General features: G+C 56.5%; 10 protein-coding genes and 4 tRNA genes. 10 read left to right on the top strand and 4 right to left on the bottom strand.

The features are described 5' to 3' along the window. Positions 1-106 precede the first annotated feature (106 nt). From LQE90_RS09265 to LQE90_RS09255, 3 genes are all read right to left on the bottom strand, one after another. Positions 107-182: transfer RNA gene (locus tag LQE90_RS09265), tRNA-Gly, on the bottom strand. Between the two features lie 44 nt (positions 183-226). Further along, positions 227-300 (bottom strand) — tRNA-Cys (locus LQE90_RS09260). A gap of 66 nt (positions 301-366) precedes the next feature. Next, a tRNA-Gly gene (locus LQE90_RS09255) sits at positions 367-442 on the bottom strand. Positions 443-846: 404 nt separating this feature from the next. Between LQE90_RS09255 and LQE90_RS09250 the strand changes: the two genes are divergently transcribed. From LQE90_RS09250 to LQE90_RS09205, 10 genes are all read left to right on the top strand, one after another. After that, on the top strand, positions 847-3,195 hold the full coding sequence (locus LQE90_RS09250) for a molybdopterin-containing oxidoreductase family protein (protein WP_216529518.1): 2,349 nt from the start codon (positions 847-849) through the stop codon (positions 3,193-3,195). A gap of 28 nt (positions 3,196-3,223) precedes the next feature. Next, positions 3,224-3,745, top strand: a complete 522-nt coding sequence (locus LQE90_RS09245) for a 4Fe-4S dicluster domain-containing protein (RefSeq protein WP_216529517.1) — start codon at positions 3,224-3,226, stop codon at positions 3,743-3,745. Positions 3,746-3,875: 130 nt separating this feature from the next. After that, on the top strand, positions 3,876-6,533 hold the full coding sequence (locus LQE90_RS09240; RefSeq protein ID WP_216529516.1) for an FAD-binding and (Fe-S)-binding domain-containing protein: 2,658 nt from the start codon (positions 3,876-3,878) through the stop codon (positions 6,531-6,533). A gap of 65 nt (positions 6,534-6,598) precedes the next feature. Continuing rightward, positions 6,599-7,321, top strand: coding sequence for a TorD/DmsD family molecular chaperone (locus LQE90_RS09235; protein ID WP_216529515.1), 723 nt, complete (start codon positions 6,599-6,601; stop codon positions 7,319-7,321). Between the two features lie 38 nt (positions 7,322-7,359). Next, a complete protein-coding gene (locus LQE90_RS09230) occupies positions 7,360-8,085 on the top strand; it encodes a ferric reductase-like transmembrane domain-containing protein (protein WP_216529514.1) in 726 nt (241 codons plus the stop codon). Beyond that, on the top strand, positions 8,078-10,417 hold the full coding sequence (locus tag LQE90_RS09225) for a DMSO/selenate family reductase complex A subunit (protein WP_231088274.1): 2,340 nt from the start codon (positions 8,078-8,080) through the stop codon (positions 10,415-10,417). The genes LQE90_RS09230 and LQE90_RS09225 overlap by 8 nt, the downstream gene beginning before the upstream one ends. A 5-nt stretch (positions 10,418-10,422) precedes the next feature. Next, a complete protein-coding gene (locus LQE90_RS09220) occupies positions 10,423-11,040 on the top strand; it encodes a DMSO/selenate family reductase complex B subunit (protein ID WP_216529512.1) in 618 nt (205 codons plus the stop codon). A 1-nt stretch (position 11,041) separates the two neighbouring features. After that, positions 11,042-11,899: a dimethyl sulfoxide reductase anchor subunit family protein gene (locus LQE90_RS09215; RefSeq protein ID WP_216529511.1), complete on the top strand. Its 858-nt coding sequence runs from the start codon at positions 11,042-11,044 to the stop codon at positions 11,897-11,899. 210 nt (positions 11,900-12,109) lie between these two features. After that, positions 12,110-13,543, top strand: coding sequence for a helix-turn-helix transcriptional regulator (locus tag LQE90_RS09210; RefSeq protein WP_216529510.1), 1,434 nt, complete (start codon positions 12,110-12,112; stop codon positions 13,541-13,543). A 112-nt stretch (positions 13,544-13,655) separates the two neighbouring features. Continuing rightward, positions 13,656-14,165: a hypothetical protein gene (locus LQE90_RS09205; RefSeq protein WP_216529509.1), complete on the top strand. Its 510-nt coding sequence runs from the start codon at positions 13,656-13,658 to the stop codon at positions 14,163-14,165. A gap of 515 nt (positions 14,166-14,680) precedes the next feature. Here the strand turns inward: LQE90_RS09205 and LQE90_RS09200 are convergent. After that, positions 14,681-14,755 (bottom strand) — tRNA-Val (locus LQE90_RS09200). Positions 14,756-14,875 lie beyond the last annotated feature (120 nt).

The raw sequence follows: 14,875 nt of genomic DNA, 5'->3' as shown, positions 1-14,875 counted from the left end.
AAGCCGGCAAACGGCGGCGGAGCGTAGATCGAGATAGGGCGAAATGGCAGCGTGCGGGCTGCATGAAAAAAGCCCGGCGAATCACTTCACCGGGCTTTGCATGTAATGGAGCGGACGACGGGGTTCGAACCCGCGACCCCGACCTTGGCAAGGTCGTGCTCTACCAGCTGAGCCACGTCCGCATGTTAGCGTATTGCTTTTTCAACTCCACCGCTCTTTCAAACGATGGAGGCGACGCCCGGATTCGAACCGGGGGTGAAGGCTTTGCAGGCCTCTGCCTTACCACTTGGCCACGTCGCCATCTTAGCCTTCCGTCATTAAAAGGCCGGCCAAAACTTTTCGGCCTGGCCGGCCTTGCACTGACGATGGAGCGGACGACGGGGTTCGAACCCGCGACCCCGACCTTGGCAAGGTCGTGCTCTACCAGCTGAGCCACGTCCGCATCGGCGAGGAAATATATTACGTGAACTCCCCTAGTCGCGCAAGCCCCAATTTCAACTTTTTTGAAAATTCTTAGAAAACGGCTGGTACATAAGGCGATCGCATAAAAGGCTTGCACGACGCGAGAAAGGCTAGCTGCAGCACTCTTGCTCATGTTGCCCCGTCATTTAACCAAACTAAATTTGCCTCAATTTTCAACTGTCCCCACCAGGCAAAACGCCGCATATGCTGTTTTTTGGGGGATGCGATAGACGATGCAGCTGAAACGCATTAGCGCAAATCCCGTTTTATGGACGATGCTTCCCTGCGAAGAAGTTCATAAGATGCCGAAAGACCCGCTAGGGAGAGCCGATCCTGAAGGGTCGGGCGAAGCGAGTGAAGACGAGCGAATTGAGGAGGAGTCAAATGTCTAGCGATGAACTGAAGCAAGTTCGGGGGAGCCTGACACGTCGCCGCTTTCTACAGGGATTGGCAGTAAGCACGGTCGCTGCTTCTGGACTGGTTAGCTGCACTCCAAAAGAGGACGGTTCAGGGGGTTCCAGCGCAAAGGAAGGCGAGGCTTCCGCGCTTGGCTACCAATACGATTGGGAAACCGCCGAAGGAGAAATCATCCATGGCGTTTGTCCCAAGAACTGCTACGATACTTGCCGCATTTGCACAAAGGTTGTCGATGGAACCGCTGTTCAGATTCGCGGCGACAAAGACAACCCCTTTACGGCGGGTAGCCCATGCGTAAAAGGCCAGACGTATCTCGACTATCATTATTCCGAGGATCGCATTCTGTACCCGATGAAGCGGGTCGGGCCGAAGGGCCCTGGTTCGCAATTCGAGCGCATCTCGTGGGATGAGGCCGTTGAAGCCATCGCCACCCGATTCAAGGAAATCATAGACAACGAGGGTTCGGAAGCGATTGTACCCTACACGTTCTCCGGAACGTTCGGCCTTATCAACGGTTGTTTCTTTAGCGGCGTGCTGCGCTTCCTCTATCGCATGGGCGCTTCTGCCCTCATGCCCAACATGTGCGAATCTGCGGGCGTAGCGGCACTTCCGTACACTTTTGGCGCCCAGAAGGACGTAGATCCTGAGCAATACGCCAATACAAAGCTGTACGTTTCGTGGGGCAGCAACATCTCGGCTACCTCGGTGCATGCGGTCAAGTTCGTGAAACAGTGCGTGGAAAACGGCGGGAAGATCGCCGTCATCAACCCGTTCCGAATCCCATTATGCGAATGGGCTGAACTGTGGATCAAAATCCGCCCCGGTACCGACACCCCGTTTGCACTGGGCGTCGTCAAGATCCTGCTAGACGAAGAGATCTACGACAAGGAATTCGTCGAGAAACACTGCATGGGTCTCGACGAATTGAAGAGAGTCGCCAGCGAGTGGCCAGCCGACCGCGTCGCTGCGACCTGTTCTTGCACGGTCGAGGAACTCCAGACCTTTGCTCGCATGTATGCCAAAGCCGAGACATCCATCATTCAAATGGGCATGCAGATCAACCGCGACTCCAACGGCGGGTCCAAGGTGCGCGCCATCAGTTTCCTGCCAGCGCTGACCGGGCAGATCGGCACGAATGCCGCAGCCGGATTCCAATGGCTCACTTGTGGGTATTGGGCGCTTAACTTCGACAACGTATGCATGTCCACCGAACTCTTAGGCGCGTTTACGCCCGGCGGCGGCTATGTAACTACGTGGGATCAGATTGAAGCAGGCGACTACAAGTATCGAGTCATCAACATCCCCGACTACGCCGATGTCCTGAACGAAACGGGACGCTACGAAGGCGAACCCTGTCGCGCCGTCTTCGTTTACAACGGCAACCCGCTAGTCAGCGTGCCCGACAACAAGCGCATTCGCGAGGGACTCGCGCGAGACGAGGTATTCGTGGTCGTATCCGACAAGTGGCACACCGACACGGTTGATTACGCCGACATCATCCTGCCCTGCACTGACATCCTTGAAACCGAGGACATTCACCAGGACTATCATGGCTGGTACCTCAACCACAACACGCCGGCCGTCAAGCCGCTCGGTGAGGCCAAGACCAATATCGACATGGCCAACATGCTCGCAAAGGCAATGGGCTACACCGATGCCTGCTTCGATGACGGCATCCCCGAAATGGCTAAAGCGCTCATAGAGGGCAAAGATGGGGCGAACGCGATCTACGGCGCGGACATGACTTACGAGAACCTTAAGAAGGAGCATTGGCGCAAGCTGCCCGACTTCGTCCCCTATGCCGACGACCTGAAGAAGGGCTTCGGCACCCCTTCGGGCAAGATAGAATTCTACTCCTCGCGCCTGAAAGACCTTGGCTTGCATCCCGTCGTCGAGTACATTCCCTCAGCAGAAAGCAAGGACGGCACGCCCGACTTGGCAACACGGTATCCGCTGAACTTCCTTACAGTGACCTCGAAAGATCTATGCGGATCCAACTGGCACAACATCGGCAAGATGAACCTGCTGCACGGAGACGTTTTCCTGTATGTCAACAAAGCGGATGCGGACGCGCGCGGAATCTCGGATGGGGACCCGGTCGAGGTATTCAACGACCGCGGTGTTTGCGATTCGCTGAAAGCGATGGTCGTGGATGACGACGTCATAGATCCGGGCAATGTCGCTGGACTAAAGAGCGCATGGCCAAAGATGATGAGCGGCAAGAACAACGTGAACGTGACAACCCCCGGATACACGGCCGATTACGGCATGGGCACCTCGTTCCAATCCAACTTGGTAGAGGTGCGCAAGGCTTAGCGGCAATCAGATTAGAAGGAGTCGTCTCATGGCAAGTCAAATGGGTTTTCTGTTGGACCAGAAATGGTGCATTGGGTGTCAGGCTTGCGTAACCGCATGTCAGATGCGACACCGCTGCCCCGATGATATTCAGATTCGATTGGCGACGAGTTTCGAGCACCAGCCGAAAGGCCCTTGGATCAGCGTCTCATGCAACCACTGCGAAAATCCCGCCTGCGTGCCCGTGTGCCCGGTCGGCGCCCTTACGAAGCGCGAGGACGGCATCGTCGTTCAAGACCATGATCTGTGCATCGGCTGCCAGTCATGCGTAAAGGCCTGTCCCTACAACCACCCTAAGTATGTGGTGGAAGAGAACAAGACACTGCGATGCGACATGTGCGCGGCACGCCTGGACGCAAAGGATGTCCCGGCATGCGTAGAGGCATGCCCGGTGAAGATACTCACGGTCGATACGCTGGAGAAGAATGAGGCTGCCGGCGGCGTCGAGGAAGGCGTCGGCTTCACCGTCGAGGCCACCAAGCCAACCACCAGGTTCATCCCGATTTCATAGCGCGCCATAGCGGCGGAAAGCATGACGACCGTCGCTGCGATCCGTCGCGGCGGTTGAAGAGCAGAGGCGTGCATGGCGTACCCCCCCCCTTCCCTCCCCCTACGCCATGCACCCTCGGACAGGAGGCATCATGAACAAAGAGGCAGCTTTGAAGTCCATTGAAGAACTTTTAGGAGCCAGGGCAAGCACGGCCGATGTTCGCCGCGTCGCGTACAGCCACGATATGGGCACTTTGCCCGACATGGTCAAGAAGTTCATCAAGACCACGCCCGATTTGGTGGTCCAACCCGAATCCGAGGAAGAGATCGAACAGATCGCCACCATAGCAGCAAAGGCGCAGCTGCCCTTGGTTCCACGCGGATCGGCATCCTCCGGTTACGGTGGCGCCATGCCCGCCTCCGGAGGAGTGGTCGTTGACATGTACCGCATGAGGGGGCCCGTCTCCGTAGACGCGAACGCCATGACGGCAACTGCCGATGCCGCATCCGTCATGGAGGATCTGGACCTCGAGCTTCGCGAGCAAGGCTTCATGATGCCCATAATGCCCACCAGCTCGCCCTCGGCAACAATCGGCGGATTCGTGTGCCAAGGCGGATGCGGCATCGGCAGCTGCAGACAGAAAACAATGCGCGACAGCCTGGTCGCCGTGAGGATCGTCCTCGGCGACGGTACCGCCCGAACTCTCGCAGGCGAAGATCTCGATCTCGTGTACGGCATGGAGGGAATCACCGGTATCGTCACGTCCGTGACCTGGCGCATCCTTCCAGCAGCGAACATGGAGTACGCTGCTTTCGGTTTCGAGAACGCAGCAGCTGCACAAGCCTTCGCTCACGAGGCCGCTTCGGCCGGCGTGTGGCACGAAAGCATCCAACCGCCGAACTACGTTGCACTGAAGAATCGCGCTATAGGATCGTCCGTCCCCGAGAAGTGGATGGTGTTTGTCGCATCGGAGAAGATCGAACTTGACGATGCTGTCGTGCGATTCGGGGCGGAGCGGTATTCCTTCGATCTGAGCAAGGCCGAATGGGACGAACGGTACTACCCATTGCGAGGAAAGAAATTCGGGCCGTCCATCATTCCCGTTGACGTACTGGTTCCGCAGGACATGATCGCTCGGTTCGACTCCGTCATGGTTGACAAGTTCGAAGGTTCGTTCGTTTACGAGGCCACCGCCGTCGGTCAGGAGGCCTTTGCGCTGATCGGTTTCATCTTGGCCGACGAGCGCAAGGATGACTTCGCGATGTCCTTCGCCAACTCGCTGGTCATCTCCGAGGCTGCAAAGAAGCTGGGCGGTCGTGCATACGCTTCCGGGATGTACTTGACCACAGAGTCCGAGAGCATCTTTGGAAAGGATCGGCTCAATGCCGTTGCCGCCTTCAAGGCTGCAACCGATCCTTCGTCAATCATGAACCCCGGCAAAGTGCTGCCTGTCTCCATGGACGCCAAATCACCTGCAAAGTTCATCGCGCGCGCCATAGGATCCGCGCGCAGTGTTGCAGGCATAGGCGCAGCGCTGGGGCGCGTTCTCGGCGGCAAGAAAAACGAAGCCAAGAAGCTTACCGATCTCCCGAACAACATGGAGGACAGCGCGTTCTCTTGTGCAGCATGCGGATTCTGCCGAGGCAAGTGCACCGTATTCCTGCCTGATCCGTGGGAGGATAACTCGCCTCGAGGCAAGTGGTACCTGATCAAGGAGTACGCCAAAGGGAACATCCCCTTCGATCTCCCTATGGTCCATAAGTTGAATATCTGCACGACATGCAAGCGCTGCGAGCAGACCTGCGAGGTATCCCTGAAGATGGCAGACGAGTTTCTGGGCGCCAAGCCGTACTTCAAAGAGCATGGATTCTCAAACGCCGGATTGTCCGCTTTGCGCGAGAACGTGCTGAATACCGGAAACTTCTGGGGCGTCGAGGAAGAAGGCGTCGGATGGCACACCGACGACATGCGCTTTAAGAACGCGGGAGAAATAGGACTCTGGCCGGGCTGCTGGACCCAAACAATTTCGAAGAACGCAGCGCAAAACGTCGCGCACTTGCTGAACGCCGCCGGCATCGAACCGGTCGATCTCGGCGACAACGGTTCGGATATCTGCTGCGGCTTCTACCTGTTCTTGGGTGGCTACGCGGATGATTTCGAGGTCCGAGCCATCGAAAACATCAAGCGCATGAACGAGGCGGGCGTGAAAAAGGTCCTCGCTCCATGTCCGGCCTGCCTCGCTACGTTCGCGGAGCTGTATGGCGGCATCGCTGAAAAACACGGGTTGCCTTTCGATATCGAGTTCGTCCACTCGATCGTCATGCTGAACCAATTAGTGGAAAACGGCGCGCTCAGGCTCTCCGACGGCGAGCCGATCGAAGCGAAGGTGACGTATCACGATCCGTGCCATCTGGGACGATGGTTCAACGTATACGAGGAACCGCGTAGCTTCATCCAGGCCGTGCCAGGAGTTGATTACGAGGACATGCGGCACAATCGTCAGGACTCGCTGTGCTGCGGTTTGGTGAACGCCTTTTACGAGATCGGCAGCGTGCCCATCTCCGGAACGAGCCGCGTTGCTGAAGCAGACGAGGTTCAGGCGGACTACATCCTCACGGCCTGCGCAGGCTGCGGGGTTCAAGTGAACAACATGTGCGTAGCAGCCAACGTGCATGCTCGGCAGATGGATATCACCGACCTTGCGGCAAAGTCGTTGGGCTACGAGGTGCACGACTCCAACGAGGCCGCCCATGCCTACTTTGCAGCAGCGGTCGACCTTCTGAGCACTTCAACGACCGTGCAGGATTAACAGCTTCGTGGCGGCCGGTCGGCATCATCTCGACCGGTCGCCACCGACACAAGGAGCATAGTGCCATGGATGCAATGAACGCGAAGGTCAACGAACTCCTCGATCTGACTGCATGCCGTCGCGACAGGTTCGCCCTGCTCGCGAGCGTTTTTGCACGCGAATCTTCGGAAAATGCGGTGTTTCGGATGATGGATCAGGCGCCAGACTTCACCCAGGAGCTGGACGAATCACTAGAACTTGCCTTGAGTCGCGACCTCGTGTCGTTGGCATGCGACGACCTTGCCGCTTTCGCAACAAAGACGAGAACGGAGTACGCGCGTCTCTTCCTAGGGCCTCGCAAAGTGGTAGTGCCTATGCACGAATCTGCGCATCTCTCGGGCACTTCGCGCATGTTCACGTCGGAGACGCTGGCAGTTCGCGAGTTCTATGAAAACCATGGATACGTGATGAAAGAAAAGAATCGAGAGCCCGAAGACAGTATCGATATGGAACTCGAATTCCTTCGCAACATCTGCGATCGCTGCCTGTCGGAGCTCGAAGAGGCGATAAACGTCGATTCGATCGAGCGCTTGAGGCGTTTGATCGAATCGCAAAGAGCATTCAAGAAGCAACACCTGTCGCTATGGGCGCAAGACTTCTCCCGGAGCGTCATCGAAAACGATCGAAGCGGGTACTATGCGGCATGGGCCTCTTTCCTATCAGGCGTGCTCACCGAAGATGAAATGCTCTTAAACGAATGCGAGGACCTGCTCGATGACATCGCGCGCTCCTTGCGAGTGCCGGCTTGATCGTCGCACGCCAGCCATCGGAACCCTAAGGACAAGAAATGAGCTTTCTCATCGTCTTGGTCGCGACCTGCCTTTTCGTAGCGGCTGCGGCAAAATCCATCAAGACCATGCCATGGCTATGGTACGCCATCGCATTGGCGTTGGACATTGCGTATGCCTACGGAATCGTCTACAGCCTCCCACCGACGATGCTGCAGGTTCTCTCGCCGGTTGTCCAGCGCTGCACGCTCGCCACGGCGCTGTTCGTCATCGTCATGTATTGCGGCGTGTTTTCCGAGCATTCCACAGTGCGCAGAACGGTCGGCCCCATCCGTGCGGAACTGTCGATCATCGCCTGTATTCTGGCATTCGCACACTGCCTGAACTACCTCAGCTCCTATCTCGACGTGCTCAGCAGCAATGTGGAGGCAATCGACGGAAGCCAGCTCGCCTCTCTCGTCATCGCCATCGTGCTCTTTGCCTTGCTGTTGCTGCTCGGAGCCACGTCGCTCAAGGTGCTGAAGCGTCGCATGAGCGCCTCTGCTTGGAAAAACGTGCAGAGAAGCTCGTACGTCTTCTTTGCTCTCATTTTCGTGCATGAGCTGCTGATCCTGTATCCCGCCGCCGTCAAGGGCTCTGAAGACTCCTTGATCACATGTGTTGCTAGCGGCGTAATCTTCGTCGCCTATTTCGCACTGCGATTCGCCAGATTTCGTTCAGATCGAAAAAATCATGGCGCACAGACGGACTCCAAACACATCGGAGAGGAGAAATCTGGTGTTTAAGACGATATCGCGCAATGCCGCCGTGCAGCCTGAGCAGCTGATAGGCTCCGCCGAACGCACGAGCGACTGCTCGGATGCGATCTTCGGATACTGCAGCGTGAACTGCGAAGGGCGCTGCATTCTCAACTTCCACATGGAAAACGGAGAGCTCTCTTGGGTCGAGTCCGACCGATCGACAGACGACGTCGAAGGTGATCGCCAACTCCGCGCGTGCCTACGCGGTCGATCGATCAGGGAGTGGATAAACCATCGAGACCGGCTCTCGTACCCCTTGCGCCGAGCAGGATCGCGCGGCGAGGGCAGGTTCGAGCGCATAACCTGGGATGAAGCGCTCGACGAGATCGCGGATAACCTGTCCCGCATCGTCAAGCAATACGGCAACGAAGCGGTGTATATCAATTTCGCAAGCGGGGTGATGAACGCGAACATAGCCGGATTCCTGCCTCGCTTGATGAGCTTGTACGGGGGCTACCTGGATTCCTACGGAGATTACAGCCACTCCCAGATAGATGCGGCTATCCCGTACTTGTACGGGACGCGCGACGCCAACACCCCAGACGATGTGAAGAACTCAAAGCTTCTGGTTTTGTTCGGGGACAACTCCCTTGAGACGAAGATGTGCGGAGGCGGAGCATCCGTATACCTGAAAGACGCCATTCTCGATTCCGGAGTCCGCACCATAGTCATCGATCCTCGATACTCGGAGACCGCGGCGAATTGCGCCGACGAGTGGATCGCCATCCGACCCGGAACGGACGGTGCGCTGGCTGCCGCCCTCGCCTACGTGATGATCACCGAAGACGCCGTCGACCTTGATTTTTTGGGTACCTACTGCATCGGTTACGACGAAGGATCCCTCCCCCCATCAGCACCTGCGAACGCCAGCTATAAGTCTTACATCCTAGGAAAAGGAGCGGACGGAACGGCGAAAACGCCGCAGTGGGCTAGCTCGATTACCGGCATCCCGTCTTCAGAGATCGTCAAGCTCGCTCGAGAGATTGCGGCTGCGAAACCGTGCGCCATCTATCAGGGGAAAGGACCCCAACGCCAAGCGAACGGAGAACAGACCTCCCGGGCAATCGCCATGCTAGCCATCATCACCGGCAACGTAGGCATCGCCGGTGGTGGAACTGGCTCCGATTTCGAAACGTATCGATTCTTCGAAGGGGACGTTCCGTCGCCGGACAACCCTGTCGAGGTCGCCATACCCGTCTTTCTTTGGACCGATGCCGTGATGCGCGGCCACGAGATGAACGCCACCAGCGACGGCATTGTCGGCCGCGATCGTCTTGCTACAGGAATAAAGTTCTTATGGAACTACGCCGGCAACACCATCGCGAACCAGCACTCGAACATCAACCGAACCCACGATATTCTACAGGATGAGACGAAATGCGAATTCATTGTAGTGATCGATACGTTCATGACAGCTTCGGCCCGGTATGCCGACATCCTATTGCCGGATCTCATGCCCATCGAGCAGCCGAGCATCGTCGCCAACGATTGGGCTGGCGATGCCGGGTACGTGCTGATGAATTCCCAGTACCTGCCCGCTAAAGGCGAGCGCAAGACTTTGTACTGGATGCTATCGAGACTCGCCGAACGCCTAGGGATAGCGGATGAGTTTACCGAAGGAAAAAACGAGGAGGAATGGCGCCAAACCATATACGAGCATGCCAGGCGGGACGACCCCGACCTGCCGCCATACGGCGAGATGCTTGAGACGAACGTGTATCGCCGCAGCAACCCGAAAGGGTGCCATATCGCGCTCGAGGATTTCCGCCAAGACCCACATCGCCATCCGCTGGGAACGCCTTCAGGTAAGATAGAGATCTATTCGGAGAAGATCCTCCGGGATACCGCGGACTTCACCTTAGAGGAAGGCGAAGTGATCAGTGCCATACCCGAATACGCACCGCCTTGTTTCGAGCCGGCGGCGGCAGATACGGGAAGGTTCCCGTTGCAGTTGGTCGGCTTTCATCACCGAAGCCGCGCCCATTCGTCTTACGGGGCCCTCGAATCGATAAGAAAGCGCGCGCGGCATCAACTCTGGATCAACCCTGTCGACGCAATAGCCCGAGGCATCGCAGATGGAGAGCGCGTCGAGGTATCGACCCTTTACGGAAGGGTTCGCATAGAGGCTAAGATTACCGAGCGCATAATGCCAGGAGTTATCGCGATGGGCGAAGGGGCGTGGCACGATGCGAACATGGAGGGCGACCGCGTGGACGAAGGCGGATGCATCAACACGCTCACGTCCAGCCGTGCAACTCCACTGGCAAAAGGCAATCCCCAGCACAGCAATTACGCTCAAGTTACGAGAACGAGGTGATGGAAATGCCTAGTCAATACGGATTCCATATCGATGTTTCTCGCTGCACGGGCTGCAAAACCTGCGAGATGGCGTGCCGTGATGCCTACTATCTTGGCGAATCCGCATCCTTGCGAAGAGTATGCGAGTCGTCGGGAGGATCTTGGTTCGCCGACGGCGATGCTTGGTGGCATGACGTGTACGCCTACTATGTATCGATCGCCTGCAATCACTGCGACGACCCGATATGTCAGCAAGTATGTCCCTCCGGAGCCATGAGGAAAGGCCCCGACGGCTTGGTCGTGCTGGATAGCGAACGATGCATCGGCTGCGGCAGCTGCGCCTTCGCATGCCCCTATAAAGCACCAAGCTTTAGCCGCAAGCTGCACTCAATGCGCAAGTGCGATGGATGCCGCGCGCGCGTCGCTAAAGGGCTTGCTCCCATCTGCGTAGAGGCATGCCCCATGCGCGCGCTAGGCTTCGGCAATATAGACGATCTCCGCGCCGAATTCGGTTTGGAAAAGGACATCGCTCCGTTACCGAGCAGCAACTTCACCAAACCCAATATAGTCATCACGCCGCATAGGCACGCTCGTCCCTCCGGCCTCGTTTCCTTAGGCCTATCCAACGCGAAGGAGATATGATATGAACAGCATCAGGTCGGAGTGGCCGCTGCTGGTATTCACCACCTGCGCCCCCCTATGCGTCGGGGCTTGGATCGTGGCAGCCTCGCTCGTCTTATCTGGCATGGCCCCCGGATCTGCCGTCTTGACAACGGGAGCGTATGGAGGCTTCCTCGGTGCACTGCTCCTCGCTTCGCTAGTTTGCTCAACCTTGCACCTGGGCAAACCGACGAAAGCCCTACGCGCATTCATGAGGCTCGGGAATTCAACCGTCTCAAACGAGGTGTTCGTAGGTGCCCTGTTCACAACCGCCCTGATGTTCTACGTTGCGGTATCGCACAGCTTAGCCAACGCTGTCGAGATTCTAGGGACGCTTCTCGTACTTGTCACCGCATTTGCAATCCTGTTCGTGGTATTCCAATGCTTGGCCTATCGCATGCGCACGGTCCCGACATGGAACAGTTTCGCGTTTTCCGTCGATTTCGCGGTCATCGCTCTCCTGGGCGGCGTCTGTCTAGAGGGCGTTCTAGCTTGCCTCGCATTTCCCGTTTCACTTCACGTGCGCACCGCTTTGGTCGTTATTGAAGCAGCTTGCTGCATGGCTGTGGTCTTCGTAGTCTACGCCCAAGGAACCACCGTGACGAGAAGCACCTGGGCAGGTGGAGGCACAAGCAGCTGGGCAAAGCAATGGAGCACGCTTGGAACGGCACGCATTCTAACGACATTGGCGGGCTCTATCCTGTGGGGTTTCGGAATGCTCGCATCTCAACCATCCATGCCAGCAATTATCGTTGGCGCTACGATAGTCGTTGCGGGCATTGTCGTTGGAAGGTATGCTTTCTATCGCTTCTACGTCAATGTAGGATTGCCGCGGTCCTAACGGTTTCAATTGCTCACGGGGATTCTTGCCAAGCGAGCATCGCTCGCATGGCATAATGATAGCTAATGCTGCAACCGCAACGCTAACATATTTTCCAAGCGTTGTATCAAGGGGGAGCCATATTGGCATTGGTGCTGCGTGATTGACAAATCGAACAGACATACACCTCGAAAAGCAGAAACCGCTCAAGCAAAGAGGGGGCATGGACACTTGAGCGATTTGGGCCTCGCCTCTCTCATTGCTTATTTTTTCTGCGTATTGACGTCCGCCTCCATCCGCTCGAATGGACTGGGCACGGCCGTACCCGACGAAGGTATCCTGATCGCGCTTCTGGCCTTTCTCGGCGCAACTTGCTTTACGCTCTTAGCCTTGGCAATGGCCGAACCCTACATGCTTCGCCACGACAACCATAGGCGACTCGCTATTGTGTCGAGCATCTTACTGGCACTCGGGCCTGCTTCCTGCGTCGTTGAAAGCGTTGCCGGCATATCGAATCCCCCTCTGATGTTCTTCTTGTTCTCCCTATCCGGCTGCGGTTACGCCATGAGCATTCTGATATGGGGCAGAATCATTGCCGCCAAAGATGCAGGATCATCGTTTCGCCAAGTGCTGGCCGACACGTGCGCAGCCAGCATTATCATGGTGCTTGTTTCGGTGATGCCCCAGATCGTGAGCTTATCGGTTATCGCCCTCGTCGGGCTTATGTCCGGCTTGATCGGATCTCGCATGGCCGTCGCCGCGAGCACAATTGGTGACGACGGAAGGCAGATCATCGTCAGCGACACCCGAGACGCCATCCCCCATACGTGTTATTTCGTCGGAGGTGCGCTTTGGATGGCATACGGGGTCTCCTGGGCCTTGTTGAGCGGCGCGCACGTGTTCGACGGCTACCTGAGCGTGGCAACGATCGCGACAGCCGTCATGGTTGCCATCGCGGGGATATCGATTGCGAGGATGCATGACGGTTTCAAGATGGACTTAACCGTGATTTCATGGACTCCCGTTCCTATGCTCGTCACAGGCTTAGTCATTTTCGCGACAGGAGAGCAGCAGCTGCTGAACGTAGCTATCGTTTTGTTCGTACTGTCGATGATCGTCTCGTACCTACACCTAACAGCCCACTTCGCAGCCCTGGCAACTCGACCCAACATGCTCTCCGACCAGATGTTCGCATGGGGCTGGCTAGCCCCATGCGCCGGGATGTTCATAGGGATCTTCATAGGAGTTGCCTGCCAGCATATAGGAGGTTCTGCCACCAACTTCTTTCTACCTATCGTGGCCGGCATTATCGCTATCTCACTAATTGTATCCATGCGAAGCGTTGAAAAGATCGCAACGCGCCGACGCAAAGCAGAAGCTGATCAACGAATGGAAGCGGGCAGCCTGATCGACAAAGAAGCCCATATGAACGAAGTCCTTGCGGACATCGGACTCTCGCTTCGCGAGAGAGAGGTCGCCGCCCTTCTCCTTCAGGGCCGTAGCCAAGGCGTCATCGCCGAACAACTTTTTGTGGCGGCATCTACCGTCAATACGCATGTGAAGCACATATACCAGAAAGCTGGAACTCGCTCAAAACAGGAGTTCATCAATCTTTGCCAAGTTAAATTACAAGCTCGTTTGAATGATTCGAAAAAAGAAGACTAGCGGAACACATTTTTCGAAAGGCATGGATTCCAGGATTGAAGGTGCCCTGCATTGCAGGCACAACCGTGTTTGAACCTCATAACAGTTACCGACGTGTTTTCGGGAGTCAGCTATGAAGAATAAATCCATATTAGATAATCCAATCGTGCAGGCACTCTCGCTTTTCTTCCTCTTGATGGCCATAGGCTTAGTCACGAGATTCCCCGCGCACCAGTTTCCTCAAATTTATGCACTTCACGGGGTGCTGACAGCCCCTTTCTTCTCCATCATTGCCCTTTGGCACCTCAACAGGCAAGGAAGCATCCTGACGCTCCTCGTAGCGACCCTTGCCTTGGCGGCAGTGCTCGGATCCATGAGCATCACCATGGGTTTGAGTTTTGCGTTGCTTGCCATATGCCTTCTTGCAACATACGGCTTTCTCTGGAAACTCGATTTTAAGAAAAGAAGGTTTTGGTGCGCCGTTGCATTTGGCGGCCTTGACTATCCATGCACGCTTTTTACGGGAGTAGCACTTGGCTCTTACGCTATTTCTGGCGATTCGATCGTTATCGTTCTTCTTCTATCGGCACTATCGATCGCCCTCGCGTCCTTCGCGTCGCTTCTACTGGCAGATAAACGATAGCAAGGAAGTTCGAGGGCAGGTTCACTCCACTATCCCGCTATCCTAAGGCTCTGACGAGATGGCGGGGTACCGCTGTCGTCCCATCAGAGCTGCCGCCGCCACGCAAGCCACCGAGGACGCTCGCGGATAGCCGCGAGCCCGTCCGGACCCTCTGCCAGAAAAGACGAGTTTTGCTGGTCCTCAAGCAAGGATAATGACAAGCAGCAAGTCTCTGACCAGGCATGATGAAAAACGCCCCTCGTCGCATCACTTCGACAAGGCGGAAAAATCGCCGCAAAACTCGTCTTTTCTGGCACAAGGCCGGCGCTGGTCTGTTCGCACCGGATGAGCAAGCTCGCGGCTGACACCCGTCCAGCAGATGCGCCTTGCACGGCAGGGCTTCCCCTGCCCGCATGCAGATCGTGCGAATCGTCCGCGTCCGGGAGGCGAAGGGGGTTCACCTCCCGGCGCGCCGCCAAAGGGGCAGGGCAAATAAAAAAGCACCTGCGACCTGCGCAAGTGCTTTCTGCATTTCATGGTGGGCGATACAAGATTTGAACTTGTGACCCCTACCGTGTCAAGGTAGTGCTCTCCCCCTGAGCTAATCGCCCATGAAAACTCGGCGTTGGAATCTCTTCCATGCCAGCGAGCAAATAGTCTACCAGAACTCGCCGACATGTCAAAGAACTTTTTCAAAAAAGTTTCGAACTTTTTTCGCACCTGGCTTCGCA

Source organism: Paraeggerthella hominis (genome assembly GCF_021044775.1).
GTDB lineage: Bacteria > Actinomycetota > Coriobacteriia > Coriobacteriales > Eggerthellaceae > Paraeggerthella > Paraeggerthella hominis.
Note: the sequence above shows the minus strand (reverse complement) of the source record. Positions and strands in the feature narration are given on the sequence as shown.

Excerpts from the sequence above, each read along its gene's own strand:
- LQE90_RS09250 (WP_216529518.1), top strand. The coding sequence starts at position 847 with ATGTCTAGCGATGAACTGAAGCAAGTTCGGGGGAGCCTGACACGTCGC.
- LQE90_RS09245 (WP_216529517.1), top strand. The coding sequence starts at position 3,224 with ATGGCAAGTCAAATGGGTTTTCTGTTGGACCAGAAATGGTGCATTGGG.
- LQE90_RS09240 (WP_216529516.1), top strand. The coding sequence starts at position 3,876 with ATGAACAAAGAGGCAGCTTTGAAGTCCATTGAAGAACTTTTAGGAGCC.
- LQE90_RS09235 (WP_216529515.1), top strand. The coding sequence starts at position 6,599 with ATGGATGCAATGAACGCGAAGGTCAACGAACTCCTCGATCTGACTGCA.
- LQE90_RS09230 (WP_216529514.1), top strand. The coding sequence starts at position 7,360 with ATGAGCTTTCTCATCGTCTTGGTCGCGACCTGCCTTTTCGTAGCGGCT.
- LQE90_RS09220 (WP_216529512.1), top strand. The coding sequence starts at position 10,423 with ATGCCTAGTCAATACGGATTCCATATCGATGTTTCTCGCTGCACGGGC.
- LQE90_RS09215 (WP_216529511.1), top strand. The coding sequence starts at position 11,042 with ATGAACAGCATCAGGTCGGAGTGGCCGCTGCTGGTATTCACCACCTGC.
- LQE90_RS09205 (WP_216529509.1), top strand. The coding sequence starts at position 13,656 with ATGAAGAATAAATCCATATTAGATAATCCAATCGTGCAGGCACTCTCG.